The organism is Pseudomonas bohemica, from assembly GCF_002934685.1.
GTDB classification, from domain to species: domain Bacteria; phylum Pseudomonadota; class Gammaproteobacteria; order Pseudomonadales; family Pseudomonadaceae; genus Aquipseudomonas; species Aquipseudomonas bohemica.
The window spans coordinates 1-26,995 of sequence record NZ_NKHL01000066.1 but is presented as its reverse complement, the minus strand read 5'-3'; the positions used below and the strand labels follow the sequence as shown (position 1 = coordinate 26,995).

Here is a 26,995-nt window from a genome sequence, read left to right as displayed (position 1 = left end):
CTTGAAATACAAAACGCCCGATGCGGTGCATCGGGCGTTTTGAGGGTAAAACAGGTGTAAACCTATTTCAGGACTAGACACATGAAAGTCGCAGAACCCCTTGGCCTCACACTTACAACAAGCCCGACACCTTGAACGCCTGAGCAATTGACGCAGGCGCGAAACCAGCGAACAGGTCATTGCGCTTTCAGGAATTGTCAGGCCTTCCGCGGGCATGCACAGTCCTTTTCCCATTGGCTGACATGAGCGACCCTCCACCCTTTGCCCGGCGCCTGTAAATTCCCTACAAATCAGCACCAGCGTCTACGCCACCGCCCCAGGCTTGCATGCCCCGCCCGCCACAGCAGCCCGACTGCGCCAGGCAAACAGCAGCACCATCAGCAAGCCCAATGCGGCCATCGCCGCGCCCGCCAGCGAAATCGCCGGGTAGCCCAGCCCTGCGTTGATCACCGCCCCGCCCAGCGCGGCGCCAATGGCATTGCCGAAGTTGAACGCGCCAATGTTCACCGCCGACGCAAGGTTAGGCGCGTCCTTGGCCGCCTCCATCACACGCATCTGCAGCGGCGGCACCAGGGCAAAGCTCGCGGCGCCCCAAATCAGCACCGCCAGCGCCGTCGGCAATGGCCAGCGCATGAGCACCGTGAACGCCAGGAGGACGATGATCAGCACCACCAGCGATACGATCAGCGTGCGATCCACCGAGCGGTCAGCCGCCTTCCCGCCCCACACATTGCCCAGCGTCAAACCGACCCCGAACAGCACCAGCATGCCGGTGATGAAAGTGGTCGAGGCATGAGTCTCGCTGTGCAGGATGGGCGCGATGTAGGTGAACACGGTAAACATCGCACCTGAGCCGACCACCGTCAGCGCCAATGCAGCCAGCACCGGTCCGCGACCCAGCACGCGGATTTCTGCCAGCACGCCATCGCTTTTAGGCAGCGGCAGGTTTGGCAGGGCATACCAGAGTGCTGCGATCGCTACCGCGCCAAGCCCGGCGATGCCCCAGAATGCGGTGCGCCAGCCAAACATTTCTCCGAACCAGGTGGCGAGCGGCACACCGCCGATTGTCGCCAGGGTGAGCCCCATGAACATGGCGGCCACCGCACCCGCCCGCTTCTGGGGTGGCACCACGCTGGCAGCCACGATCGAGCCGATACCGAAGAACGCGCCATGGTTGAGCGAGGTCACCACCCGGGCGATAAGCAGACTCTGGTAGTCGGTCGCCAGCGCCGACATCAGGTTGCCCAGGGCAAAAATCACCATCAGCCCGATCAGCAGGTAGCGTCGCGGAATTCTGACCGTAGCCAGGGTCATCAGGGGCGCGCCAATGAGTACGCCCAGTGCATAGGCGCTGACCAGCAGCCCGGCTGCGGGAATCGACACGCCAAGGTCGGCGGCGATGCTGGGCAACATGCCCATGGGGGCAAACTCGGTGACACCGATGCCGAAGGCACCGATGGAAAGTGCTACAAGCGGTGGATTGATACGCATAAAACGACTCCTTATCTGTGCCGCAAATGCTACGATCCAAATTTTTTCGGCGGTAGGCCCTTTCCAGGCCAATCACCTTTGCTTACGAGGCACAAATGGATCTCAACGGACGGTCAGGTGAGATGGAGGTGTTCGCCAAGGTGGCGCAGGAGGGAAGCCTCTCGGCGGCTGCACGCACGTTGGGGCTTACGCCTTCGGCAGTGAGCCGGATCATCGCGCGCACCGAACAGCGCCTGGGTACTCGCCTGCTGTTGCGTACGACGCGGGCCATTACGCTGACGTGCGAAGGTGAAGCGTACTTGCGCGGCGCGCGGCGCATCCTGGCCGACATGGCAGAGGTAGAAGAAGCGATCACCGATCAGGGAATCCCCAAGGGCCGGCTCCGGGTCAGCGCCGCCCTCGCCCACGGCCGAATGAAGATTGTGCCCTTGGTGGCGGCGTTCAGCGCCCGTTACCCGGAGGTGGTGGTCGACCTGATGCTGGGTGATGAAGTGGTCGACATTCTCGGCGGGCAGGCGGATGTCGCCGTGCGCTTCGGCCATCTACCGGACAGCCCGCTGAGCGCTCGCTGCATTGGCGAGACAGGCCAGGTCATCGTGGCGTCGCCCGAGTACCTGCAACGCCACGGCATCCCTCGTGAACCCGAGGATCTGCTGCGCCATAACTGCCTGCGCTTCAACTTTCGCCGGGCCGCGCCCGACTGGCCGTTTCGCCGCGAGGGACAGGACTTTTCGCTGAAGGTCGCCGGCAGCATCGAATGCAGCAGCGGCGAGGCCCTGGCGCAACTGGCCAGACTGGGCGCCGGGATCGCGCGCATCGGCGCATTCTCGGTGGCCGAGGACCTGGGGCGCGGCGAACTGATACCGCTATTGGAAGACTTCAACCCCGGGGACAGGGAACCGATTCACGTGCTATTCGCGGGCGGTTCGGCGATGCCAGCCAGGGTCAGGGTGTTCATTGATTACTTGCTGGAGCATCACCGGGTTTAAACGCTGTCTGCGCGTTCATCCCCCGCGAAGATCCTCAAGGGCGGCGAATCTTTGTACTTGCACGACTCACTTGCGCCCCCCCGAGAAAGAACTGCGCCAATGCATTGGCCAGTTCGACCGGCGCCTGTTCTGCCATGTGGTGACCGCTGTCAATTCCGGCGCCGGTCACAGCCTGATCGGCCCAGGGCTGCCATACGGCGAGGACATCGCCGTAGAGTTTTTCCAGATCGTCCCTCAGCGACCAGAGAACGTGCACAGGGCATTGGAGCCTGCGTCCGGCCTGCCTGTCTTCGCGATCATGCAGTGGGTCCAGCCACAGGCCGGCGCGATAATCGCCGAGCATGCCTCTGACGGTTTCAGGGTCATGAATCGCGGCCTGAAAATCCTCGTAGTTACCTGCACCCATGTCCTCTTCGCGGCCGCGGTACCAAGCCTTGGGGTCGGCGAGAATCGCGCGCTCAGGTTTGTCGGGCTGCGCATAGAAAAACCAGTGCCACCATAGCGAGGCGAATTGCGCGTTACACCGCTCGAGCGCTTCCAGGATGGGCACTCCGTCCATGATCACCAGCTTCGACACTCTCGATGGATGATCCATCGCGGTACGAAAAGCGGTGTAGCTCCCGCGGTCGTGGCCTGCCAGATAAAACTCATCGAACCCCAGGTGGTCCATGAGGGCAATACAATCCCGGCCTTTGGCTCGCTTCGAGGAAGCTTCGTAGTCATGCGCATCGTCTGGCTTGCTGGACCTGCCGAAACCTCTCAGATCGGGGCAGATCACGGTGAAAGACCGGGCAAGCAAGGGGGCGACTTCATGCCAGGTCGTGTGCGTGCGGGGATGACCATGTAGCAGCAATAACGGCGGCCCTGAACCGCCGTGGCGCACCCGCAGCGTCGCTTCAGGCAACTCGATCATTTGCAGCTGAAAACCTTCGAACATCATCACTCCTTTGCGCGAGGTTTTGAAACCATAACGCCCATGTCGTGCTCCGCTGTCGCTGCACTCGAGCACCACAGTGATGATCATCGACGCGGCGAACGTTGGGGTTTCTACTCGAAAGTTGCCTGTTTGCGCGTTTCGCTTGAGCGGCAACGGGTTCCTTGAACAAAAAATCGCTGGGCAATCATCGTGACGGCCTGTGCCGCAGATGTAAGGGCCGTATCGATGCTGAACGGCGCCTCATCCCACGCCTCATATCGATGGTTCAGTACGGACTGCCAAGTGGGTTGAATCAGCCCCGGGACATCGACCTCTCGGGTTTCGACCCGGCGCCGGTGCTCCTGCCTGTCGGAGCAAATCACCTGGATATTCACCAGCGGGGCACCGCAAAGTGCGGATATTTCGCGCCAGGCGTTTCGGCTTTCGATCACCGGGTTGACGCAGTCAACGATGACCGTGCCGCCCAATCGCAGATTGCTCAAGGCAAGCTCGTTGGCGACCAGGTACCCACTGCGCCCTACATCGCCGGCAAGCGCACCCGAGTTTCGAATAGCCTGCTCGATCGTGTCGACCCGCAAATAAACGCTCCCCGTTTTAGCGGCGAGGTCTTTGGCGATGGTTGTTTTTCCAGTACCTGGAAGGCCGCTGAAGACGATAAGCATTCTGTGTCCTTGGGTGAGGGCTTAGGTGTTAAGCGCCAACAGTGCCACAAAGTGCGCGCTCACCTACAGGTCTCCGGGCGTACCGGAATTTGTCGTACACAGTTGAGCGGTCCGGCTTGCCGGCGGTTGCAAAGGGATGTCGGCGCGCCGCCAGAAGCTCACTCCCTGGCCCGCTCACTGAGTTCGACTGCCAGCTTCGCGGCCTCTTCCTCACCGCGCCGGTAGTGCAAATCACCCTCGTCGTCAGTGATTTGAAACGCCTGGACCTCTGCGTCTCCAAGCAGCTCTTCAGGCACATCTGCGCCATCAATTTTCTTTACCGTCACGGCCATGATTGTTTCCTCGCTTGCAAGCACGCCTGAGCACGCGGGTTAGGGACATAACCTCCGATGCCGAAGCGTTGGGGCCGTTCAGTTTTCCTGTGACGAGAGAATACCGCCCCGACGAGGTGTCAGGATTCGGAGCGGTTGCGCTCGTGCGGTATTGGGTAGGTCACCAGGTTTTCAAGGCTGATGATGTCCGGTTCCGCGACGTAGCCGATCTGCCGGGAGAACGCTTCGACGAACTGCCCGCGCAAGCGCTGGATTTCCTGAGAGCTGTAATTGACCAGCCCGCGCGCCAGTTCGGCGCCGTCCGCACCTCTGCACACCACCATGTCGCCCCGTTGGAATACGCCTTCTGCGCGCAGAATCATCAATGCCGTGATGCCACTGTTTTCTGGCAAACCATCGGGAGCGCCGAGCACGATTTCCAGCACGCCGCGCATAGGCAGTTGATTGGACAGCCACCTGCCACGCGATGCCTTCGGGTTGGTATCGGACACCAGCAGCGTGCCAATCGGATCACCGCCGACGATGGCCTCCAGTACCGAATCCAGGCGTCCACAGGCGATCACGGTGTGCGCACCAGAGCGCGCGGCCAGCCGTGCCGACCGTAGCCAGGACCGTACATCGAAACCCAAGCGCTCGGTCATGTCATGGGCGTAGCGGTCCAGCGCTGGATCCCCAGCAGCGACCTCGGCGATGGTCAACCCTGACGGATCGGATTCGAGTTTCAGCAGACCATCCAGCTCGGTGAGCAGGATGTACACATCAGCCTGCACCAGGTTGACCACCAGCGCGCCGAGGCTGTCGGTCGCCCCCGCACGAATACCGTGGCTGGCGATGCTGCTGTTTTCACTGACCACCGGAATCACCCGCCTGTCGAGCAACACCTGCATGGTGCTGCGGGCGTTGAGGTAGTGCTTGCGGTGAGACAAGTCGTCCTGGGTCAGCAGTATCTGCGCGGATTGCAACCCACGGTTTTCCAGGCATTGAGCCCAGGCATCGGTCAGCCTGATCTGACCGATGGCTGCCCAGGCCTGGGCCTCATGCAGCGGCAACGAGGCTTCACTGGCCGGACCGACGCAAAACGCAGTCGCACCCGCAGAGACCACTACCACTTCGATGCCGCGGCGATGCAGCGCCGCCAACTGAGAAGCCAGGCGTTGCAAGGCGTCATTGTCTGGACCGTCGAGCGTGTTGATCAGACGGCTTTCGACATGGATCACCCAACGCTTGGTCGTCGCTAATTCATCACGCATGTTTTCACCTCGGTATCGCCTTGCGTGCGCCTTGCACCGGAGCAATGGTTCACAGCAGCGGCGTGATCGTCACGCCATTGCTCATCCGCGCCAGCACGCTTGCGGAGTCCAGATCCGCGGCGTTGGCGCCGTGAATCAGATACAGGCATTGCCCCTCCTGCACCTGGTCGCCCTGCCCGACCATGAGATCAATCCCTGCGGATTTGTCGGCGGGTGCGCCGGCGCGCCGGGCGATCTCGCCAATGCGCCAGCCATCCAGCTCGCTCACCCACCCTTCCACGCTGGCGCGCACCGAATACGTTAATGGCCCCGGTAGAACCGGAACCTTTCTGCCCTGAGCGTCGATGATCCGCTCGAAGGCGGCATTCGCTTGGCCATTGGTCAGCAATTTCTCAGCCAGCTGGCGCCCGACCTCGACGCTGCCCACCGCCGGATCCCAGGCAAGAATCTGCCCGGCGAAGAAGATCGCCTTGTCTCGCAAATCCCTCGGTGCCTGCGGATCATTGGCCAGCACCGCGCGCACATCACGCACCTCCAGCGCCGGCCCGATACCGCGTCCGATCGGTCGGCTGCCATCGGTCGCAAAGGCGACAACGGTCAAGCCAAGTCCCGCGCCGACTCGTTCGAACAAGTCGCCAAGCTCCCTGGCCTGAGCCTGAGTCTTGAGCTTGGTGCGTGGCCCGTAGGGTAGATCGACCACCACATGGGTGGAACCCGCGGTGAGTTTTTTCGACAGGATCGAGGCCACGGACCAGCGGTTCGAGTCAATCCCCAGCGGCCGGGTGATGGCGTTCATCACGTCATCCACCGCCGAATGGTTAAGCCGTCCATTCCAGGCGATACAGGCACCGGCCTGCTCGACGCAACGCTGCACCTGCTCGGCGGTGAGATCGACCCGCGCCACCGACTCCATCGCATCGGCCGTGCCCGCTGCCGAGGTGATCGCGCGCGAAGAAGTCTTGGGCATGGCCATGCCGTGGGCAGCGACGATCGGCACTACCAGCAGCGTGATGCGGCTACCCGGCACCCCGCCCATCGAGTGTTTGTCGACCACGATGGGCCGGTCCCAGTGCATGACCGGGGTAAAACGGGTGCGCACTTTCGCCAGTGCAACGACTTCAGCGTCGGACAGGCTGCGGGTGGCGCTGACCAGAAACGCGCTGATCTCCCCATCCGTGTAACGCCCTTCGATGATGTCGCGCAGCAGCATTTCGTATTCGGCTTCACCCAGCTCCTGACCCTGGACTTTCTGCATCAGCGCCTGACGGCTGGCGGGCGATGGCGTGCGACGCAGGGCGATCTCGGCGCCTTCGGCAACGCCCCAATGAGCAAACGCCTCCTCGCTCAAGCCGATTTCATCCGACGCCAGCAAGGCAGCGGCATCCATGCCATGAATCTGCACACTCAGTGATTTGCCCTCGGCCAGCAGATCGACTTTCGAGCTGCCAAGGTAATCGGCCGCCGACAGGAAGGCGCTGTGCATCGGCAGATAAGCGACCCTTTCCAGCCCCGTGGACAACGGCACGCGGCGCAGACGCAAACGCTCTGTGGCGTTGGCCAGCGCGTGAATAAAACGGGAGATGCCCTGTTCGAGCGCGCCGTCGTTGCTCACGCGAATGGTTTCGATATCCACGGGCAGCGGCTCGACCTGACGCATGACCCGCGCCCGTGCCTGCAGTGCCGTTTCCCGGCCGCGGGCCAGTATCCGCGCGGCCAACACGTCCACGGAAGCCGTGACCTCGACCACGATCAGTCTGGGCACAAGCCCGGCCAGCTCACGAATCATCTTGCGCGAGCCATTGGCAATCACGTTACGGCCGTTGCTCAGCGCGGTCAGCAGATCAATGGACAATCCGTAAGACAAGCCGTGGGCCTCCCAGGTAATCAGAAACTCCCCGGCATTCACCAACGCTCTGAATTGCGCCTCGGTGACGCCGTGGTGATCCTCGCCGGGCGCGCCTGCGGAGCGCGTGATGGTGCGCCGGGCGAACACATACCGACCGGCCTCCTCCAGATGGGCGCGGGCGCCTTCGATCAACGAATCCTTACCGGCGCCACTGGGGCCGACGACAAAGAAGAAGATGCCCTGCGCCATGTGCATTACTCCGCCTCGTCCAGACCGATGTCGACACACACCGCTGCCTGATTGAGCTTGCTGGTGGAAATGTAGTCCACCCCCGTCTTGGAGATTGCGCCGATGGTCGACAGGTTGATGCCGCCCGAGGCTTCGAGTTTGGTGCGGCCGGCAACCATTTGCACCGCTTCGGTCATGTCGGCCACGCTCATGTTGTCGAGCATGATCACGTCAACGTTGGCCTCCAGCGCTTCGGCTACCTGGGTCAAGCTGTCGCATTCGACTTCCAGTTTGGTCAGCACCGGCAACTGGCGACGGGCGCGCTGCACTGCCTGAGTGATGCCGCCACAGACCGCGATGTGGTTGTCCTTGATCATCACGCCGTTGTCCAGGCCCAGCCGATGGTTGAGGCCGCCGCCACAAGTCACGGCGTGCTTCTCCAACATGCGCAGGCCCGGCGTGGTCTTGCGAGTGTCGATCAGGCGCGCCTTGCTGCCAGCCACGGCGGCCACATACTTGGCGGTCTCGTTGGCAATGCCGGACATGCGTTGCACGATGTTCAGGGCGGTGCGTTCGGCGGTCAGGACGCTGCGGGCATTGCCGCGCACATCGATCATCACGGTGCCGGCTTCGATCTTCTGGCCGTCCTTGACGCGCACGATGACTTCCAGCGTCGGGTCGTAGCGCTTGAATACACGAGCGGCGATGTCGATACCGGAGACGATCAGGGTTTCCCGGGCGTTCATGTAGAAGGCGCCGACTTCTTCCGGTTCGATCATCACTTGCGCGGTCAGGTCGCAGTAACCGATGTCCTCGGTCAGCCAAAGATCGATGAGGCGGTCAGTCTGGAATACGTCATACATCGTGGTTACCCCTATGTGTGGATACAGTTCGGTGAACGTCGGTTATCGGTGCTGCAGCTTCTTGTCGAGCATCAACATCAGGCTGTTGCAGGTCACCGCAATGACCGTGAGCAACAGCGCCACGGCCATGATGGTCGGGATATCGCCCAGGCCCATGGCATTCACGGCCATGTAGCCCAGGCCGCGCTGGGAGGCGAACATCTCGCCGATCAACACGCCCAGCAAGGTCAGTGCAAAACCCAGCCTGACCCCGGCCACGATCTCCGGCAGGATCGCCGGCAGCAGCACGTGAAACAGCGATTGCACAGGTGTCAGACGCAAGGTCCCGGCGGTGCGCAGGTACACTGGACGCATCTGGCGAATGGCGTTCATGGTGAACAGCAGAATCGGGATCATGCCGTGCATCACGCCGAACGCCACTTTCGAGGACAACCCCAGGCCAAAGCACAGCAGCACCAACGGGTACAGCGTGACCTTGGGAATGGCGTACAGATTCAGCAGGATCGGCTCGGCCACCGCGCCGGCCAGGCGGTTGACGCCCAGCAGCACGCCCAACACGATGCCGCCGACCAGCGCCAGGCTCATGGCATAGGCGAAGGCTTTGGCGGTTTCGCCGACGTTGGCCCACAGTTCGACAGTGCCCATCATCGAGATCAGATGGGTCAGAGTCATCCATGGTGAGGTCAGCGCCCCTGCGCCGATGGCCAGGTGCAGCAGTTGCCAGGCGGCGATCAGGGCAATCACCAACAGGAAGGTCGGAAGAAATCTCTGCATGCCGGTCACCGTTGACGACGCGCTTGCAAGCGGCGATCGAAGAAGTTGAGCGCCGCGTTGATCAGCGTGACGCTGATCAACACCAGCAACATGAGCGCGTACATGTTGTCGCTTTCGAAATTGTTGTAGGCGAAGGCGATGGCGTAGCCAATGCCCGAGCCGGAAAGAATGAATTCCGAAGCGATCACGCCGATGAACGAGTAAGCGACCGCCAGCTTCACCCCGCCGAACAGATACGGCAGCGCTGCCGGAAGCTGGATACGCCAGGCGGTCTGCAGCCTGGACATGCGCATCACGGCCGCACTTTTGCGCAGCACATTGGGAATGCGATCAAGACCGGTCAGGGTCGCAGTGATCATCGCGACAATGGCCAGCAACACGGCGATGGCGATGATCGAGCCGTGGCCGACGCCGAACACGACGATGAACACCGGGTAGAAAATGAAGGTCGGCACCGCGTAGTAACTGGCCAGCAACGGCTCCAGGGCAGCGCGAAAGCGGGGCATCGAGTGCACGGCCAGGCCGATGAAAAAACCGCTGATGATCGCGACGAAAGCCGACACCACGATATTGCCGAAGCTGAACAGGATGTCCTGGCTGTACTGCCCCGTCGACACCAGCGACAACAAGTGCATGAGCATCTGCGAGGGTGGAATCAACACCATTGGCGGGATGACATGAGTGCGACACAGCCACTCGATCAACCCGATGAAAGCTGCAACCAGTAGGGATCGCAGCACGCTTTCGATATTCAAATCGACGTCCTCAGAGTTAGCCGCAGGGATCAGTGTTGCGCGCCCATGACCTTCATGGTTTCCACCCGCAACTTGTCCCACAGACGTGCGTTGATCTCGCCGAAACGCGGGGTCGATACCACCCGACTGTCGCGGTCGCGTTCCCAGCCGGTCTCGACCAGGTCGATGAACAGCCCTGGCCGCGAGGACATCACGCCGACTCTGTCCGAGAGCATCGCCGCTTCGTCCAGTGCATGGGTGATGAGCAATACGGTGGCGTTGGTTTCGCGCCAGAGCCGCAGCAACTCATCGCCCATCAGCAGGCGGGTTTGCTGGTCGAGAGCGCCGAACGGTTCGTCCATCAGGATCAGCCGCGGCTGCATGACCAGCGTGCGGGCGATACACACCCGCTGGCGCATGCCGCCGGACAGCTGCGCCGGGTAAGCACCGGCGAAATCCCTCAGGCCCATGAACCCCAGCGCATAAGCGACGCGACGCTCGACTTCGGGACCATCGACACCGCTGCGACGCAGACCGAAGGCGATGTTGTCGCGCACCGTCAGCCAGGGAAACGAGGCGTCCTCCTGAAACACCACGCCGACGCCATCCGGCACGCTGGAAATGACTTTGCCTTCGAACATCACCTGGCCCGAGGTGGGACGCGCGAGCCCGGAAAGGACGTCCATCAGAGTCGACTTGCCGCACCCCGACGGACCCACTACGGAGAAGAACTCGCCTTTGTTTAGCGTCAGATCGATGGGTCCGAGCGCTGCGAACATCTCTCTGGTGCTGGCTTTTTTGAATGAACGAGTCACCTGACTCAGGGTGACATGCGGTGTGCGGGATTCCACCGCCACGCGCAACGTTTCGACCGCCCCGCCTTTCAATGCAAACGTCATTCTTCACTCCTCCAGATCGGCTGGTGAACCTCGAGCCTGGCTCGGCTGAAAGCGCTCAACTTACAATGCACACGCTAGATATGTGAGAAGTAGCAAGATAGGAGCCAGAAACAACTCTCAATCACTTAAACGATCAAGAATTAGCACTAACTGATTGATACAACGCCAATAAAATATTAGCAACCTGATCAATTAACCTAAAACCGGATAACAAAACGCTTCCTTATACTAAAGAAGCGTAAGGAAATTTTAGAACGTATACGCTATTTGCTCCAGCGTAGTGCTGGTATGCACTCGGTCGCACCAAAGAAGGACGCATCGCCCGCTGCAGGCCGCTTCCGGACCCCAAGCCATCAAACGCGCACAAACCAATGTGTACGCTCATGTATGAGTCGTTTTCGGCGAGACGGAATAAACTCGGCCCCATGTCGGGACTGTTTATAAGAATAACAATATCAATGGCTTAGTTACGGAAAAGCGGTCTTCATATTCGAGTCTCCCCGTTTGGCCTGCATCTTGCTCCATGGCATTTAACAGCGTACAGAAACTAAAAAAACAGCGCTGAGCCGAATTTCTTGCCATGACCCAAGCACGCCGTTGCTATTAGGAGTTTCGAGAATGACTGCACAGCAAGCCCTTTTGCGTTCGACCAGAAAAATTGCCGTCGCCGGTCTGGCGGCGTTGTCGCTGATGACCTCCCTCGCTCGCGCCGATGAAATTTCCGTGACCCAGTGGGGCACTAGCCTCTATGGCCTACCGTACGCAGTTGCGATGGAGAACGGGCTGTTCAAGAAAGCGGGCATCGACATCACCGGCATCCTGGGCTCTGGTGGCGGCGGGACCACGGTCCGCAACATCCTTGCCAGTGACACACCCTACGGTGAGGTCGCCGTGGCTGCGGCACTGGCCGCGCAGCGCCAGGGGCTGGACCTGGTCATCGTCAACATCGGCACCCGCTCGGTGGCCGAGTCATCAGTGGTGACAGCCAAGGGCTCACCCCTCAAAGACATCACCCAGTTGGCGGGCAAGAAAGTCGCCATCACCTCGCCCAAGGGCGTTTCGGAAATGCTCTTGTTGATGTCGCTCAAGGCCAAGGGTATCGACGCCGACAAGGTGACGCGCGTTGCCTCTGGCGGCTACGTGAACGGCCTGACGCTGCTGGACCAGAAAGCCGTGGATGCGGCAGTGCTGATCGAACCGCTGTCGATACTGCGCAAGGATCAATACGACACCCTCTATAAGTCCAGCGACCTGCTGCCGCCGATGACCACTTCGGTGGGCATCACCACCCGAGCGTTCGCCAAGGCCCACCCCGACAAGCTGCGGGCGATCATCGAAGGCCGGCGGATGGGGGTCAAGGCGATCTACGACAACCCGCAGCAAGCGGCGCAGATTCTGGCCAAGAGTTTCAAACTGGAGCCGGCCATCGCCCAGGAAGCCGTGGACAACATGATCGCGCCGCGCATGTGGAGCGAAGGGGATTTCAATCTGGTCGAGCTTGAGCGCATGGCCGACGCCCTGAGACTCAATGGCGAACTCAAGGGTGATGTGGACTGGGCGGCGATCATGGACAAATCGTATCTGCCCGCCGATCTTCAGCACTGACACCCGCTGTTGCGATACCTGCTGCCGCTGGCGCACCTCGCAAGGATAGGGCGCGACCGCCGTTGTCGGTCAGCCCGCGCCACGTTCATCTGTTTGTCGTCTTGCCCCATCATGCTCGGCGCATGTTTTTTTGCGCCAGATTGGCTAAACCTCTGCTGTCCACCTGCGGTCACACCTCAATGACCGGGTCCGGTCGCAGCCGAGCGAGCGGCGCACTGCCCTCTTCACAACCTGAACCCGGGAGCCAAGCATGAAACAGATTCTGGCGGGCGTACTTCAGATTTCATATCTCGAAACCGGACCAGCGGATGGGCCGGTGGTCGTGCTGCTGCACGGATTTCCCTACGACGTTCACGCCTTCGACGAGGTGGCCAGACGTCTTGCCGAGGCAGGCTGCCGCTGCATCGTGCCCTACCTGCGGGGATATGGCCCTACGCGCTTCGTCGAACCTGCAACCCCTCGTTCCGGAGAACAGGCAGCCCTGGGCTGCCGACCTGCTCGCCCTGCTCGATGCGTTGAATATTCAGCGCGCGGTATTGGCCGGATACGACTGGGGCGGACGCGCAGCCTGCGTGGTAGCGGCCCTGTGGCCTGAGCGGGTCATTGGCTTGGTGAGTGGCGATCCCGGCTACAACATTCAGCACATCGCGAGTGCCAACAAGCCCTCATCCCCCGAAGCCGAACGTCGCCTGTGGTATCAGTACTACCTGCATGGCGAACGCGGTTATGCAGGGCTGGCGGCCAACCGCGGGCCATTCTGCCGCTTGCTTTGGGAGCTATGGTCGCCCAGCTGGACATTCAGCAACGCCGCCTATCAAGCCACCGAGCAGTCGTTTGCCAACCCGGATTTCGTCGACGTCGTCACCCACTCCTATCGCCACCGCTTCGGTCTTGTCGAAGGTGATCCACGCTATGCCGCCATCGAGCAGAAACTCGCGCAAAGCCCGCCCATTTCCGTGCCCACGGTGATCCTCAGCGGCGCGGACGATGGCGTCTCGTCCAAGCGCGATGACGCCGCGGCCGTACGCGGCTTCACCGGCCCGGTGCGCAGGCAAGTGCTGGCCGGCGTCGGGCACAACGTTTCCCAGGAGACACCGAGCGAGTTTGCTCAGGCGGTGCTAGATCTGCTGGGCGAGTGAGCCACGAACAGAACGCCCCTCACGCCTCGGCCGGCGCCTTTTCCGCGCCGTCGCTGATCAGCACCATGCTCTGCGGCGACGACAGGGCAATACCCAGTTCGCGAAGACGGCCGAGGACGGTGAACAGCAAATCACTGCGCGCGCCCCCCACCGAACGTGGGCTGTTCACATAACCGCTGACGCTGATGATGACCCCAGTGGTTGTCAGGTCCTTGAACGACACCGAGGGCGCCGGCGTGTCGAGTATCGCTTGATGCTCGGTGAAGGCTTGCAGCAGCAGGTCACGGATTTTCAGGACGTCGGTATCCAGCGGCAGAGTCAGGGTGATGCCGACCACCCCCAGTGCATTGCCCATGGTCACGTTCCGTACGTTCTGGGTGATGAATTGGGAGTTCGGCACGATCACCGTCGAGCGGTCGGACATCTGAATTTCCGTGGCGCGCACGTTGATTCGGCGGATGTCCCCTTCCACGCCAGCCAGGCTGACCCAGTCGCCCACTTTGACCGGTCGCTCAGTGAGCAGAATCAGACCGGAGATGAAGTTCTGCACGATGGCTTGCAGGCCGAAACCGATCCCCACCGACAGCGCACTGACCACCCAGGTCAGGTTGGTGAGGCTCACGTGCAGCGTGGACATCACGACGATCGCCAGCAACACCACACCGATGTAGCCGACCAGCGTCACCAGCGATGCGCGCATCCCGGCATCCATGGTGGTTTCCGGCAACAACCGCTCGCCCAGCCATTCCTTGAGCACGCGAATGCCCAGCATCCCGACGACGAGCACGACCACGGCCATCAAGATGTCGCTCGGTGCGATATTCAGACCGCCCAGCGGCTTGCTGCCGAAATCCAGTTGAGTGAAGCCCTCGAGCAGTTCACCCGGACTGGAACCCGATGGCATGAACGCCAGCACGATCGCGGTGAACAACAGCAACGTCCGGCCAATGCCGGCCAGAATGGTGCTGGCCTGGGCCTGATGGCGCGGAGAAAGGCCCAACGCGGCCCCTAAGGCCTGGCCGCCGGGCTGTTTGGGCGATAGCAGGGTCTCGCAGATATCGCCAAAAACGGTGATCAACAGATAAGCCGTGGCCGATACCACGCTCATCCACAGCAGCTTCACTGTCAGGAAATAAGCCAGCGTGAGGTAGCCGCTGAGCAATGCCAGCAGACTGAAACCTACCCAGACCGCAACCACAAAGGGGATCAGCCCGGCGAAACTGGGCAGACGCTCCAGGCCATGCCGACGGCGGGTTCGGCGATAGCGCAACAAGGCCGATAAGAACACCAGCGACACCGCCAGCGCTGTCAGCCCGTTCACGGCCACCGTCAGCGCCAGGCTGCTGGCGATCACACTGTTGATCCGCTCCTGTGTACCGATGATCACCAGCGCCAGCGCGAGTAACGTCGGAAAATATCCGATCGCATTGGCAATCTCGTCAGGGATCTGTGGCAAACGCCACGAGTGGTGCGCCCGCATCAACAGCGCACGACCAAGGCCGACAATGAAGGCGCAGAACATAATCAGCGTCTGCATCTGGTTGAGCAAATTGAGTATGTCGGCACTGACCTGCGCATTGCTATCAATGCCCCAGCGCAGCAGGGAGGTGGCTGCGCCGATGGTGATTACGGTGGACAGCCCTACGGTCAGCGCCAGCGCACTCCGACGAAGGCGTCCTTCAGGCAGCCAGCGGACCATCAGCCAGATCAACAAGTGCTCCATCAGCCGCCGGCCCGCCACCCAGATCAACAGCGCCCCAAGCAGCACGCTGAAAAAGAACAGGCGCTTGCCTGGTGCCAAGACACTGTCGGAGGCGGTTTTGATGTCGTCGAGCAGGCCATGCAAACGCCCCAGATCATCGTCGGTCGGGCGAATCATCGTTGACCAGAACACTGAACTGAGCGGGCTGGCCGAGCGCGTGGTGATCTGGGAATCGAAGAGACTACGCCGCAGGCTGAAGATCTGCGTGGCCAGATCGCGAGCCGACTGACTCAGCGTATTGGTCTGGCGCTCTTCGTCGACCAGCGCATCCTTCTGCCTGGTCAGCGCTTTACGCTGGCTGCTGATGGACTGCGGTTCATCAGGCTGCACCGGCCCCAGGATATTGAGCTGGTCATTGAGGTGTTCGATGCTGACGCCTTGTTGAGCGACCAGCGTGTCGGCCTGTTTCTGCACCTGCAGCGCCGCTTGGCGCAGGTCCGAGAGCAAGTCGTCATTAGCGCTGACTGATACTTTCTGACGGATCTGATCGAGCTGATCATTGAGCTGGTCCAGCGTCGGCCCCTCGGGCTGCGTCTGTAGAGCGCCGGGATCGCCGGTCTGGTCGGGGCTTGATTGAGCGAAGGCTGGTACGGTGACGCACAGCAACAGCAGGGTTAGTAATCCAGTGGAAAAGCGGTTCAGCATGACGTGCTGCATTCTCATTACCTGTCTTGAGGGCGGCGGCATGGCGACAATGGCCAGCCCTGGTGTTTCCAGACTCGAAACGCCAGTTTAGTGATATTTGGCCTCGGTAAATAGACGGGATTTGATCGCTATCCCAAGTACAGGTAACAGAAAAGCCTCTGACGCATTGCTGCCGCGAAACCAAAAGCCGCCAAGGAAAACCCGGATCAGTATGAACGTATCACGGTGGCGCTTGATCTCAACCTCTCTAACGAGACGCTTTTAAAGCCTTTGAGCAAAGAAGCGGACGCGCGCAGGACCACGGCCACAGGAGCATCCTGATGTTTCACGTTATGTTCAGCACCCCCTGTCTGTATGCGATCGTTCGATTCATCTGGCCCATGCCATGGCCCCTGCCCATCAGACTGGCCGCTGCCCTGTTATTGCTGCTCGCTTCGCAGTATCACCTGTACGCCAGGTTCTCTTCCGGCAGCGTGTTCTCGCCGGAATTTCCGCGTGCGGTGGTGATTTTTTTCAACTGGGCGTTCGGCGCGATACTGCTGATCGCGGTGCTGCAAATTGTCGTCGATCTGGGCACATTGCTGACGATGCTGGTTCGCCAACAATGGCTGACCATACCCGCCGCGCTGCGCTATGTCGTGGGTACCGCGGCGCTGCTGCTGGCGGGGATCGGCGTACATCAGGCAGTGCGCGTGCCGCCGGTGAAGGATATCGAGGTGGCAATCAAGAACCTACCGCCGCAATTTGAGGGCTACACCGTATTGCAACTGACCGACATGCACATCAGCAGGTTGTTCGACGAGCTATGGGCGCGGGCGGTGGTGAACCGCGCGAATGCGCTGGGGGTGGACCTGATCGTGATCACCGGCGACTTGATAGACGGCCCGCTCATCGCGCGCACGCGGGACGTGGAGCCGTTGCGTGACCTGCATGCCCCGGATGGCGTGTATGTGATTCCGGGCAACCACGAGTACTTCTTCGACAACGAGGCGTGGATGCAGTATTTCGTCGCCTTGGGGATGAGGCGCCTCACCAACAGCCACTCGTTGATCGAACGCGGCGGTGCACATCTGATCCTCGCCGGAGTCACTGACCTGAGCGCGCCGCGCGCCGGTTTGCCCGGGCCAAACCTGAAACAGGCGCTGGCCGGGGCGCCCGACAATGCGCCGATCATCCTGCTCGACCACCAGCCGCGCAATGCCCGGCAAGCCGCCAGCCAAGGCGTGGCGCTGCAATTGTCTGGGCATACCCACGGCGGCATGATCCGCCCGTTCGACCAGATCATCGCCCGGGCTAACGAGGGCTTTGTGGCTGGGTTCTATGACGTTGATGGCATGCAGCTCTACGTGAACAACGGCACCGCCCTCTGGCCCGGTTTCGCCCTGCGCCTGGGGGTGCCTTCGGAGCTGACGCGCATCACGCTCAGGCGGGCCGCAGAGCCAGGTACGCCATAACGTCATGTCTCCCTTTTGCTCGGGACTCGTTATTTGACCAAGCCGCCACAGGAGCTGTGCTTTGCCTAAACGCCCTGAGCAGATGATGGGTCGGACTGCATTTTTTGCAGACACCACTCTAAACTGGGTACGTAAGTGGTTTGGCTTGCCTCGGGGTGGGGACAAGCCAATGTCGTGGAACAACTGAACAATCAACCCAAACAGGCCACAGGACACAAATACCCACCGCATCGGTCTTCGTGTCTGATATCAGTCGGGTCAGCCGAGCACGGGATAGTCGGGCGATCGAGGTCGCAAGTTCGTCATGAGGTGGGACTAGAAGCGCTATCCGAACACAGAGCTAGTCGGCGTGGCGACTGAGGATCACCAACGCCGACAGGTAGGCTGAGACAACACTAGAACTTGAATGCCTGGCGGCCGATCAGCAGCCATTGGCCTTTCTGTTTCTGCCAGATCTGGAAGTTTTCGATTTCTGTCGGGACTTCCACACCGCTGTTCACGGCTTGAGCGGAGAAGTGGTTACGGACCAGTGCGACGTCGCCATTTAGAGTGATTTTCTGATTGAGCATCTGCAGCGTTTTGAAACCGCTGCGACCGGTTTCGATGTCAGCTATGAATTCATCCTTGTTTTGAATCTTACCGCTCGAGTGCCCATATGTGACGTTGTCTGATGTAAGGGCGCTGAGGGTCTTGGTGTCCTTGTGCAACATCGCCTGGGTCATTTTGTCGACAGCCTTGGCAACATCCTGCTCGTCCGCGGTTGGTGCGGCAGCGACATAGCCCGAAAACAAACATAAAAAAACCAGCATCAGTTTGAACTTGGTCATCGATATTTCCTTTTTTTTGTAATCGGATGCGAAACGCATCCCGTCTGGTGCACGGAGGCAACCCCGAGAATATTGTTGTGTACCGCTGATCAAAGATCGGTGATCTCTTTGTGCCGCGGCACCAGCGCCTTCATCACACCCCACGCCACGAGGTACGCCAGGGCGCAGATGGCGAACATGATCATGTAGCCGGTGTGAATGTCGTTGATCGACTTGTAGTAGTCGAACACCCAGCCGCCGATCTTGGTCATGACCACGCCGCCAAGTCCCCCTGCCATGCCGCCGATGCCGACCACGGAGGCCACAGTCTTCTGCGGGAACATGTCGGAAACCGTGGTGAAGATGTTGCAGGACCACGCCTGATGCGCGGACGCCCCGATGCCGATCAACAGCACGGGTACCCAAAAGCTGATATAGCCCAGCGGTTGCGCCAGCAGTACCAGCAGCGGGAATAGCGCGATCACCAGCATGGCTTTCATTCGACCGTCATATGGCTTGTCGCCGCGGGCCATGAAATAGCTCGGGAACCAGCCACCGCCGATACTGCCGACCATGGTCATGCTGTACAGCACGAACAGCGGAATCACGATGGCCTGGCCTTTCATGCCGTACTGCGCTGACAGATACGTCGGCAGCCAGAACAGGAAAAACCACCACACCCCGTCGGTCATGAACTTGCCGAAGGCAAACGCCCAAGTCTGGCGGTAGGTGAGCAGTGTGAACCACGACACCTTCCTGGCGGGCGCGCCCGGCACCGGGGCAGCCTTGACTTGCTCGGCCTCGTCACTGCGGATATAGGCCAGCTCCTCGGCGGTCAAGCGTTTTTGCTGGTCCGGCGTTTCATACAACGCCGTCCACAGGCCCAGCCAGACGAAGCCCAGCAGGCCGATCACGATGAACGCCGATTCCCAGCCCCACACCGCAGCGATCAGCGGCACACAGATGGGAGCCGCGATCGCGCCGACGTTGGCGCCGGAGTTGAAGATGCCGGTGGCTAACGAGCGTTCTTTCTTCGGAAAATATTCCGCCGTGGCCTTGATCGCGATCGGGAAGTTACCCGCCTCGCCAATCGCCAGGACGGCCCGTGACAGCATGAAGCCGGCGATGGACACCGGGATCGCGGCGAAACCCAATGCGGTGGTGATCGCACCAATGCCCTGCCCCAGCGGCACCGCAAACGCGTGCATCACAGCGCCCGTGGACCAGACGCCAATCGCCACCACGTAAGCGGTTTTAGTCCCAATCTTGTCGACTACGCGACCGGCGAAAATCATCGCTATCGCATAGACGAACTGAAACATCGACGCGATGTTGGCGTAGTCGGTGTTGCTCCAGCCAAATTGCGTGGACAGATCCGGGGCCAGCAGACTGAGCACCTGGCGATCGAGGTAATTGACCGTCGTCGCGAAAAACAGCAGCGCGCAGATCGTCCAGCGGTATTTGCCGACGGACCGGGTGGCCGCCTGGGTGATGCTTTGCGGATGGGTGGACTCGTTGAGGTTCATGGCATCACCTTTATTCCTGGAGGGATGATGCTCTCTCGACTGTTCTGGCGAGAGCGCACGTGTACGTCTGCGAGGCGTGGGGCCTGGAGTCAGACGTCTAACAAGTGCTCTTTCGTGGTGCGGAGGATGTTTCCGGGCGGACCGTACGTCCAGTGGCTGCATACCGTCAGCGAAGCGCCGACAGGCGGGGTATTCGGGGAGATGAACAAGCAAGTCGAATTCATGATGGTGACCGAAATTTTTATTGTTAGAGGGGACCCGACGGCAAATCATCTGTCGTCGTACAACGCCATAGTTATAGCGAGCGTTTTATCAGGCTGTCAATCGCCAGCGCACGGGCCTTGTGTGGTGGTTGCCCTGACTCACAGATGACCCGCACATCGTTCGCAGTGGCCCTGCGGCAGTAATCCCTTCATAGGGCCACAGTAAGGCGACGGCTCGACCGCTAACGGTCTAAGCATAGTGCTTTAAGTGCTTTCCAATCCCCGGCTCAAGTCTCTAGGTTATGCGGCCGTATGCCGTATGCCGCCCGGCTGCCGAGGTAAGACCGAATGCCTCGCTGCACGGCAAGCTCTGCTGTGGCCTTGAGCTGTGGCCCGAGGCGAGGATGAAATATGGACCTACGTGGCACTTGCAGACCACGGCACGCAGTAAACCGCGCATCAGGCACGGCCCAGAGACGGACCTTTGCCGCAGACCTGCCTGCATTACCCGGACATGTGAGGCAGAGGGCCGTTTTCACAGCCGAATCGCGACAAGTGAGCATTGTCCAATCCCATGCAACGTCGACCTCCAGGGACTGAAGATCTGAACGCTATCATTTTCGACCTCGACGGAACCCTGCTCGATTCCGCACCCGGCATCATCGCCAGCCTGACCTTTGCCATGCGCCAGCTTGGCCATGCCTTTCAACCACCGTCGGACATCCGCGCGCTGATTGGGCCGCCGATGAATGAGCTTGTGGCGCAGCTGCTGCAGCCGTTTGGTGATGACCGTGTTCGACAGTGCGTCGAGCTGTATCGGCAGCACTATCGCGAGCAAGGTCTGTACGACTGCGCGCCCTATCCAGGGATAGTCAAGGCACTGGGGCAACTCGCGGCGGAGGGTTACGCACTGCTCGTCGCGACCTCCAAACGGCAGGAGTTTGCTGAACGTATGCTGCGTCACACGGATCTTTACGAACGATTCGAAACAGTGTTGGGCACCTCCCCGGACGGCGCGCTGGACAATAAAGCCGATCTGCTCGCATCGCTCATCCGGTCGCTCGACAGCAAGCCGTCGCACGTGCTCATGATCGGCGACAAGCGGGACGACATGATCGCGGCGCGCAAGAATGGCGTATTGCCGATAGGCGTGCGTTGGGGTTATGGGTCAGATTCGGAGTTGATCGAAAGCGGCGCCGAGCTGCTCGCAGACATCCCCGATGCCCTGCCGGAACTGGTTGCACAGATGAGTTCACCTGGCGTGTCCGGCGCCCCCCTCAACGATGGCCACGAGCATCGGTTGAACACGCCCATCAGCCTGATCGCCAGCGATCTCGACGGCACTCTACTGCGTACCGACGGCACGATATCCGATCGAACTTGCCGCGCGATTCAGCAGGCGCAAAACGCAGGTCTTCATGTCGTTCTGGTCACCGCCCGGCCACCTCGCTCCATTCGCTGGATCGCAGAACGGCTTGGGGTCAACGGGCTGGCAGTGTGCAGCAATGGCGCGATCACCTACGACCTTGCCAGCGATACGATCCTCACTCATCAAAGACTGGCAACCGATTTAGTACTGGAGTTTGCCGGCAAGCTCCGGGCGCAGGACAGCCTGTTCCTTTTTGCTACCGAGCATGGCCATAAAATCGGCTACGAACCAGGCTACCCGCAGAATCCCGCGAATGTGCATGTCGAGCCTCCGCTGATCGCTGCGCTGTCATCGCTGTGCGCCGAGGCCATCACCAAACTCAATGTTTACCACCCAAGCCTGCCGCTCGAAGACATGACGGTTCGAATCAAGAGCCTGCTGGGCGACAGCGCGAGCGTCACTCACTCGGGAGGAGGATTCGTCGAGATCATCGCCACCGGCATATCCAAAGCGTCGGCACTGGCGCAGCTCTGCCAGACACTTGGGGTCGATCGGCAACAGGTCATCGCATTCGGCGACATGCCGAACGATGTGCCGATGCTGGCGTTTGCCGGGCATTGCGTGGCGGTGGCCAACGCCCATCCCGAAGCGTTACGCATCGCCAGTGAGATCACGACCAGCAACGACAATGACGGTGTCGCGCTGGTCATCGAGAGACTACTGTCGTCGCTGCTCTGACAACCTTCAACCACATTCCAAAGGTTGCAGCGCAGCGACGCAGAAGCGCGCGGGGTCTGGATCATCTGAAGCTGTATTGCACTCCGGCATAAGCCCCAAATCCATCCCCCGGAATGATCGTGCGCGGATCGCTGCCCTTGGCGTCAAAGGTCGGACTGATGGTCGCGGCGTATTTCTGATCAGTGATGTTGCGCAGATCCAGATACAGCGACCAGTCCTTCTTCGGCGAGTCCCACCCCAGTATCGCGCCCCACAGGTTGTAGGAGCCTGCGGTATTGGTATTGGCGAAATCGACTGACGTTTTGGACGCGTAATAGGTATTCACGCCGACGTAGACGCCGCTGTTGAAGTCATAGCGCAACTCGGCCTGGTAATTATGCTTCGGAATACCGGGGAGTTGATTGCCGCCAAACTGATCATCGTCGCGGTAGAAGAAGTCGCTATAGGTGTAGGACTGGCGCAGGTGCAGACTGTCTCCGCCGTTCTCGTAAAGCAGCGAGTCCAGACCCAGTTCGACGCCTTGATGGATAGTCTTGCTGGCGTTGTATTCGGACGTCAGGGCATCTGACGTGGAGGTCGCTTCACGGATGATGACCGAGAGCAGCTCGTCCTTCACGTTGGAGCGGTAAAACGTCAGGTCCCACTTGTTCCGGCCAAACTGGCCACGGGTACCGAATTCCAGGGTGTCGGCGACTTGCGGTTCGAGCTTCTGGCCACCGGAGTTGAGTCCGGTCGCTGGGCCGGAGGTGAACACCTGGGCGCCCGACAAAAAAGCCCACGACTGCTGTGCCTCAACCGTGCGGCTGAGGTTACCGAACAGCTGCCAGTCAGGGGTGATCTGATAACGCACGCCAATACGTGGAGCGAACTCCCAGTCGTCCTTCTCGATCGGGTTGTCGGGGTTATCGGCCTCGCCTCCCACCGGATAGGAAACCCTGGCCTTGCGCTCGAACTGAACGGCGGACAGCCCGGCGCTGAGCCAGAGTTTGTTGTTGACCACTTCGGTTTCGTTGCTCGCGCTCAGAACGGTATCGGAACCCTGGTACTCAGCCTTGCGCACTTCGCTGCCGACTGGAAGATTGGCGGTCACACCGGAGGGAATCCGCACGCTGGTCTTGGAGTAGCCATTCATGTGCTCGGTGCGCAGCAGGTTCAGGCGCGTGGTGCTGTTCTTGCCGAACAGGGTATCCAGGCGGTCGTATTTCAGGCTGGCGGAATAATCGTTGAAGCCCCAGACCGTGCGGTTTACCCCCTGCCGGGCGTCGATTGGATACTCGTGGTAGACCAGCCCGAACTCCAGATTGGAATCATCATCGAAGGTGTACTGGGTCTTGCTGGCGACCCATGTCGAGCCTGGCTGCTTACGGTGAGCACGGACGTTGACGCTGGTCGGGTTGGCTTGCTTGGGGTCGTCCTGGAGTTGGGCTTTGGTGATGTAGCCCGGCGTCTCGTTGTCCGTCGTGCGATAGCGGTAGTACAAGCGCGTTTTCAATTGCGGCGAGAACTGGTAGCCGACGTTGCCGGCAAAACCTGCGCTTTTGGCCCGGGTCTGGTCCTGAAAACCATCGGATGACGAATCGGTGAGGCTGACGTAATAGTCGAGCGGGCCGAACACCTGCCCCGAACTGATCTGGCGCTTTTGATAACCGTAGCTGCCTGCTTCATAGCGAACCTGCAAGGGGGCGGCGTCGTAGCCTGTCTTGGTGACATAGTTGATCGCTCCGCCCAGATACAAGGAGCCGATATCAAAGGCATTGGCGCCACGCAGCACTTCGGTGTGGCTCAGCCCCAGCGGTTCGAACAGTTCATAAGGCGTGCCGCCCGGTCCCGAGACCGGCAGGCCATCGAACAGGTAGAAGATACCGGCACGGAAGTAACCGACGCCCTTGTTGATACCCGAGCCGCGAATCGAAATGCGCCCTCCGTCGTTGTTGCCACCCCCCTGAGTTGCAATCACACCGGGCTGCAAGGCGAATATGTCCGTGTTGGTCGACACCCGACCCTTTTCGACGTCTGAGGAATCAATGAAGTTGACCCCGCCTGCCACATCCTTTAGGGCACGCTCGGCCTGCTGCGTATCGCTGAGTTTCGCTCCCTGAACCACCACCGTGCTCAACTGGCTCGTCGGCTTTTGCCTGGTCGTCTCATTCACGTCGGCCTGCGCCGCATGTAACTGGCCAACCAGAAAAAACGTCGCACCTGCGCCCATGGCCGAAGGCAAGCGGCTACGCGCCGTGGTTCTTGATGATTTACCCCTTCTCATTCTTAGCTCCTGCTTGAGTCATGATCCCACGCCGCATAACGAGGCGATGGGTATTGGCACAAGCGACAGAGCACGGAGCGTGCCAGCGAATTTCGCCCTGAAAAGGCCTGAAAACCGCCAAATAGAGCCGTAAAATGAACGGAACCAGACAGTTGCTGGTGTGGGTCTGACCGGGTTTGAACAGTTGCGATGTCGAGCGTCTGCCCAGGCCGTTCAAACAACCTCTGATTCCACGGTATCTGCGCGTTCTTTCACCAGTGAGTCCAGCAGACAGCGCCGGAAGTCTTCGACCACAGGTTGCGCCACCGACGATACTCGAAGGCACACGGCAAATTCCGGTAGCTCAGGGAGCCCCGCTTCAGAGGAGAGTTTTATCAGATCCTCCGGTACCGTCGATGCCAGCCAGGCGGTGATCGCAAGGCCAACGCGGACGGTAGAAGCGGTCGCTTCGAAGCTGCCGTTTTCGAAGATTGTTCGCCACGCGATGCCCTCTTTCGCCAGTGCCCCGAGCACCAGCGGACGGAATGCGCAGCGCTCGTCGACCAGCGACAAAGGCAGAGGCCTTGCCTTCCACGTATCGCTGGTAGCGCTTGCTACCCAGACGAGCGGCTCGGTGCGGATGACTTCACCGTGTGGGCTAGTCGCCAGGTACTCGATGAGCGCGACGTCAAGGTGCCCCGCCTTGATGTCCTCGTGCAGCTCAGGCGATGGAGCGCACTTCATCGAGAGCTCCACCGACGGATAAGCCTCTGTAAACGCTTTGAGCGCCGGCGCCAGGGATGTGATCAGGTCAGGTGGCGCACCGATTCGTAAATGACCGCGGACCGGACTACCAACGGTATCAGCCCAAATCTCATCGTTGAGTTGCAGCAGCCCACGCGACTTCGCCAGAAACAACTCTCCTTGAGAAGTCAGCTCAAGCTGTCTGGGCTTGCGAATCAGTAATGCACAGCCCAGGCATTCTTCGAGACGTTTTACCTGCTGACTCACCGCTCCCTGTGTCATGAAGAGCAGGTTTGCGGCGGCCGTCATGCTCCGATGGTCTGCAACGGCTATGAAGGTACGGATCAAGGCGAGATCAAGGTTGCGGCTCATGATCGGAATTACCGAGTGTAATGTGAGGCATTAAGGATATTCGATTTTCTAATGCCAAACGGAACAGTAGCGTAGTCGGTATTCAACTTCTGGACGAAATGCTGGTGACCACCTTCTTTGCGCTGTTTTTTTTCGTAGTAGCCTCCACGTTCTCGCCAGGGGGCGCTACAACATTGGCCACTGCTTCCGGCGCGAGATTTGGTCTGGTTCGTTCGCTGCCATTGATTGGCGGCATTGCATTGGCCCTGATGCTGGTTGCCGCACTCTCTGCAATGGGGCTTGGAGCACTTATCGCCGCGCAGCCGGTGCTCGGACTGATCCTCAAGCTGGTTGGTACGGCTTATCTGGTATGGCTGGGGTGGGTGATTGCCCATAGCGGCGCACCCGCGCCACGTGATGATGTCAGCCAGCCTCTGGGCGCGTTCCAGGCGATGTTTTTGCTGTTCTCAAACCCGAAAAGCTGGGCCATGGCCGTCAGCGCAGCGGCAACCTTCTCCTCACTTTCGGCCAGCTCATTGAGCCTTGCGGTGCTGCTTGGATTGTCATTTGGTATCGCAGCCTGGGTGTCGCTCACCCTGTGGTGTTGTGCAGGTGTTGTATTGGGCCGAATGCTGCGCACCTCGCAGCATTGGCGTCGCTTTAACCTCTTGATGGCCGCGCTGCTCATTGTGTCCATCATCCCGACCTGGATCTAAAAGATGTCCCATCCCCTGTTTGCTGAGTCGTTCGACCTTGATGCTGGCTTCAGCTCGATTTCTGAACACTGGTCACCCAGGGTCGTCGCGCAAGTGAACGACCAGTATGTGAAGGTCGCCAAGGTCCGCGGCCAACTGATCTGGCATAACCATGAAACGCAGGACGAGCTGTTCTACGTGGTAAAGGGACACTTGAGGATTGAGTATGAAGGGGGCCGGACGGTTGACCTGCCAGCGGGATCAATGCACGTCGTTCCCAGGGGAGTCATGCACAACCCGGTCGCAGAACAAGAGTGCTGGATCATGCTGATCGAGCCGGTTGACACCTTACATACCGGGAATGTTTATTCGCCTCTCACCAAAACCCTGGAGCAACAGTTGGGCTGAACACATGCAAGGCCGACGCTTTACTCGCTCGTGCGTTACCCACTGAGCAGGGCCGCCCATTCACTGTCTTACCTCCTGGGCTTGGTCACGGCGATCAAAAGAAACGGTGGACGTCTTAGCGAGTCCTCAAGCGACGGTCGCGCCTGCAAGGCGGCCAAGGAGGGTTTTGGCTCGCCAAGATGATCCAGCCGGAACCCCGCGGCTATCAGGGTGTTGACATAGGTTGAATCGCCCCTGGTTTCATAGACACCTCCAAGCCTCATAATGAGGCCCAAATAGGAGGTGCCATGAGTCGTCAGCGTT

Annotated in this window: 22 protein-coding genes and 2 pseudogenes; 8 read left to right on the top strand and 16 right to left on the bottom strand. The window is 60.2% G+C overall.

Translation table 11 applies throughout. From position 1 onward, the window contains the following. Positions 1-303 precede the first annotated feature (303 nt). Positions 304-1,491, bottom strand: a complete 1,188-nt coding sequence (locus CE491_RS01915) for an MFS transporter (RefSeq protein ID WP_110946681.1) — start codon at positions 1,489-1,491, stop codon at positions 304-306. 95 nt (positions 1,492-1,586) lie between these two features. On the opposite strand from CE491_RS01915, the gene CE491_RS01910 reads away from it, so the two are divergent. Continuing rightward, on the top strand, positions 1,587-2,480 hold the full coding sequence (locus CE491_RS01910) for a LysR family transcriptional regulator (RefSeq protein WP_110946680.1): 894 nt from the start codon (positions 1,587-1,589) through the stop codon (positions 2,478-2,480). 34 nt (positions 2,481-2,514) lie between these two features. Here CE491_RS01910 and CE491_RS01905 read toward each other — a convergent pair whose 3' ends face one another. From CE491_RS01905 to CE491_RS01870, 9 genes are all read right to left on the bottom strand, one after another. Further along, the gene (locus CE491_RS01905) at positions 2,515-3,504 is read right to left on the bottom strand and encodes an alpha/beta fold hydrolase (RefSeq protein WP_234407478.1); all 990 of its coding nucleotides are present in this window, start codon (positions 3,502-3,504) and stop codon (positions 2,515-2,517) included. 23 nt (positions 3,505-3,527) lie between these two features. Beyond that, on the bottom strand, positions 3,528-4,079 hold the full coding sequence (locus CE491_RS01900; RefSeq protein WP_110946679.1) for an AAA family ATPase: 552 nt from the start codon (positions 4,077-4,079) through the stop codon (positions 3,528-3,530). 158 nt (positions 4,080-4,237) lie between these two features. Next, positions 4,238-4,411 carry a hypothetical protein gene (locus CE491_RS30125; protein WP_199884948.1) on the bottom strand — a complete coding sequence of 58 codons (174 nt, stop codon included), beginning with the start codon at positions 4,409-4,411 and terminating at the stop codon, positions 4,238-4,240. A 119-nt stretch (positions 4,412-4,530) separates the two neighbouring features. Further along, a complete protein-coding gene (gene proB, locus CE491_RS01895) occupies positions 4,531-5,661 on the bottom strand; it encodes a glutamate 5-kinase (protein ID WP_110946678.1) in 1,131 nt (376 codons plus the stop codon). A gap of 49 nt (positions 5,662-5,710) precedes the next feature. Beyond that, positions 5,711-7,756 carry a phosphonate metabolism protein/1,5-bisphosphokinase (PRPP-forming) PhnN gene (phnN, locus tag CE491_RS01890; protein ID WP_110946684.1) on the bottom strand — a complete coding sequence of 682 codons (2,046 nt, stop codon included), beginning with the start codon at positions 7,754-7,756 and terminating at the stop codon, positions 5,711-5,713. 5 nt (positions 7,757-7,761) lie between these two features. Further along, a complete protein-coding gene (gene nadC, locus CE491_RS01885; protein WP_110946677.1) occupies positions 7,762-8,598 on the bottom strand; it encodes a carboxylating nicotinate-nucleotide diphosphorylase in 837 nt (278 codons plus the stop codon). A gap of 42 nt (positions 8,599-8,640) precedes the next feature. Then, on the bottom strand, positions 8,641-9,372 hold the full coding sequence (locus tag CE491_RS01880) for an ABC transporter permease (RefSeq protein ID WP_110946676.1): 732 nt from the start codon (positions 9,370-9,372) through the stop codon (positions 8,641-8,643). Between the two features lie 5 nt (positions 9,373-9,377). Then, on the bottom strand, positions 9,378-10,127 hold the full coding sequence (locus tag CE491_RS01875; RefSeq protein ID WP_199884947.1) for an ABC transporter permease: 750 nt from the start codon (positions 10,125-10,127) through the stop codon (positions 9,378-9,380). A gap of 29 nt (positions 10,128-10,156) precedes the next feature. Continuing rightward, positions 10,157-11,005: an ABC transporter ATP-binding protein gene (locus CE491_RS01870; protein ID WP_110946675.1), complete on the bottom strand. Its 849-nt coding sequence runs from the start codon at positions 11,003-11,005 to the stop codon at positions 10,157-10,159. 618 nt (positions 11,006-11,623) lie between these two features. Here CE491_RS01870 and CE491_RS01865 point away from each other — a divergent pair. The 3 genes and pseudogenes from CE491_RS01865 (at position 11,624) to CE491_RS01860 (ending at position 13,749) form a co-directional block, all read left to right on the top strand. Next, entirely contained in the window at positions 11,624-12,610 is a 987-nt protein-coding gene (locus CE491_RS01865; RefSeq protein WP_110946674.1) for an ABC transporter substrate-binding protein, read from the top strand. 250 nt (positions 12,611-12,860) lie between these two features. Next, positions 12,861-12,989 (top strand): annotated as a pseudogene (locus tag CE491_RS31120) (alpha/beta fold hydrolase); the annotation flags it as partial. A gap of 46 nt (positions 12,990-13,035) precedes the next feature. After that, positions 13,036-13,749 carry an alpha/beta fold hydrolase gene (locus CE491_RS01860; RefSeq protein WP_234407477.1) on the top strand — a complete coding sequence of 238 codons (714 nt, stop codon included), beginning with the start codon at positions 13,036-13,038 and terminating at the stop codon, positions 13,747-13,749. A 19-nt stretch (positions 13,750-13,768) separates the two neighbouring features. On the opposite strand, the gene CE491_RS01855 is transcribed toward CE491_RS01860, so the two are convergent. Continuing rightward, the gene (locus CE491_RS01855; protein WP_110946673.1) at positions 13,769-16,168 is read right to left on the bottom strand and encodes a DUF3772 domain-containing protein; all 2,400 of its coding nucleotides are present in this window, start codon (positions 16,166-16,168) and stop codon (positions 13,769-13,771) included. A 308-nt stretch (positions 16,169-16,476) separates the two neighbouring features. Here CE491_RS01855 and CE491_RS01850 point away from each other — a divergent pair, with 308 nt between their 5' ends. Next, positions 16,477-17,610: a metallophosphoesterase gene (locus tag CE491_RS01850; RefSeq protein WP_110946672.1), complete on the top strand. Its 1,134-nt coding sequence runs from the start codon at positions 16,477-16,479 to the stop codon at positions 17,608-17,610. Positions 17,611-18,005: 395 nt separating this feature from the next. Here CE491_RS01850 and CE491_RS01845 read toward each other — a convergent pair whose 3' ends face one another. Together CE491_RS01845 and CE491_RS01840 are read right to left on the bottom strand one after the other, a co-directional pair. After that, complete coding sequence (locus CE491_RS01845) at positions 18,006-18,437, bottom strand: nuclear transport factor 2 family protein (protein WP_110946671.1); 432 nt, start codon at positions 18,435-18,437, stop codon at positions 18,006-18,008. An 89-nt stretch (positions 18,438-18,526) separates the two neighbouring features. After that, a complete protein-coding gene (locus CE491_RS01840) occupies positions 18,527-19,942 on the bottom strand; it encodes an MFS transporter (protein WP_110946670.1) in 1,416 nt (471 codons plus the stop codon). Positions 19,943-20,707: 765 nt separating this feature from the next. Between CE491_RS01840 and CE491_RS01830 the strand changes: the two genes are divergently transcribed. Further along, positions 20,708-22,252: a Cof-type HAD-IIB family hydrolase gene (locus tag CE491_RS01830; protein WP_199884946.1), complete on the top strand. Its 1,545-nt coding sequence runs from the start codon at positions 20,708-20,710 to the stop codon at positions 22,250-22,252. Between the two features lie 61 nt (positions 22,253-22,313). Here CE491_RS01830 and CE491_RS01825 read toward each other — a convergent pair whose 3' ends face one another. Then, entirely contained in the window at positions 22,314-24,515 is a 2,202-nt protein-coding gene (locus CE491_RS01825) for a TonB-dependent receptor family protein (RefSeq protein ID WP_234407476.1), read from the bottom strand. Positions 24,516-24,728: 213 nt separating this feature from the next. Next, on the bottom strand, positions 24,729-25,610 hold the full coding sequence (locus CE491_RS01820; RefSeq protein WP_110946667.1) for a LysR substrate-binding domain-containing protein: 882 nt from the start codon (positions 25,608-25,610) through the stop codon (positions 24,729-24,731). A 98-nt stretch (positions 25,611-25,708) separates the two neighbouring features. On the opposite strand from CE491_RS01820, the gene CE491_RS01815 reads away from it, so the two are divergent. Further along, positions 25,709-26,305: a LysE family translocator gene (locus CE491_RS01815; RefSeq protein ID WP_110946666.1), complete on the top strand. Its 597-nt coding sequence runs from the start codon at positions 25,709-25,711 to the stop codon at positions 26,303-26,305. Positions 26,306-26,308: 3 nt separating this feature from the next. Beyond that, a complete protein-coding gene (locus CE491_RS01810) occupies positions 26,309-26,692 on the top strand; it encodes a cupin domain-containing protein (protein WP_110946665.1) in 384 nt (127 codons plus the stop codon). Between the two features lie 68 nt (positions 26,693-26,760). On the opposite strand, the pseudogene CE491_RS30595 reads toward CE491_RS01810, so the two are convergent. After that, positions 26,761-26,995 (bottom strand): annotated as a pseudogene (locus CE491_RS30595) (hypothetical protein); the annotation flags it as partial.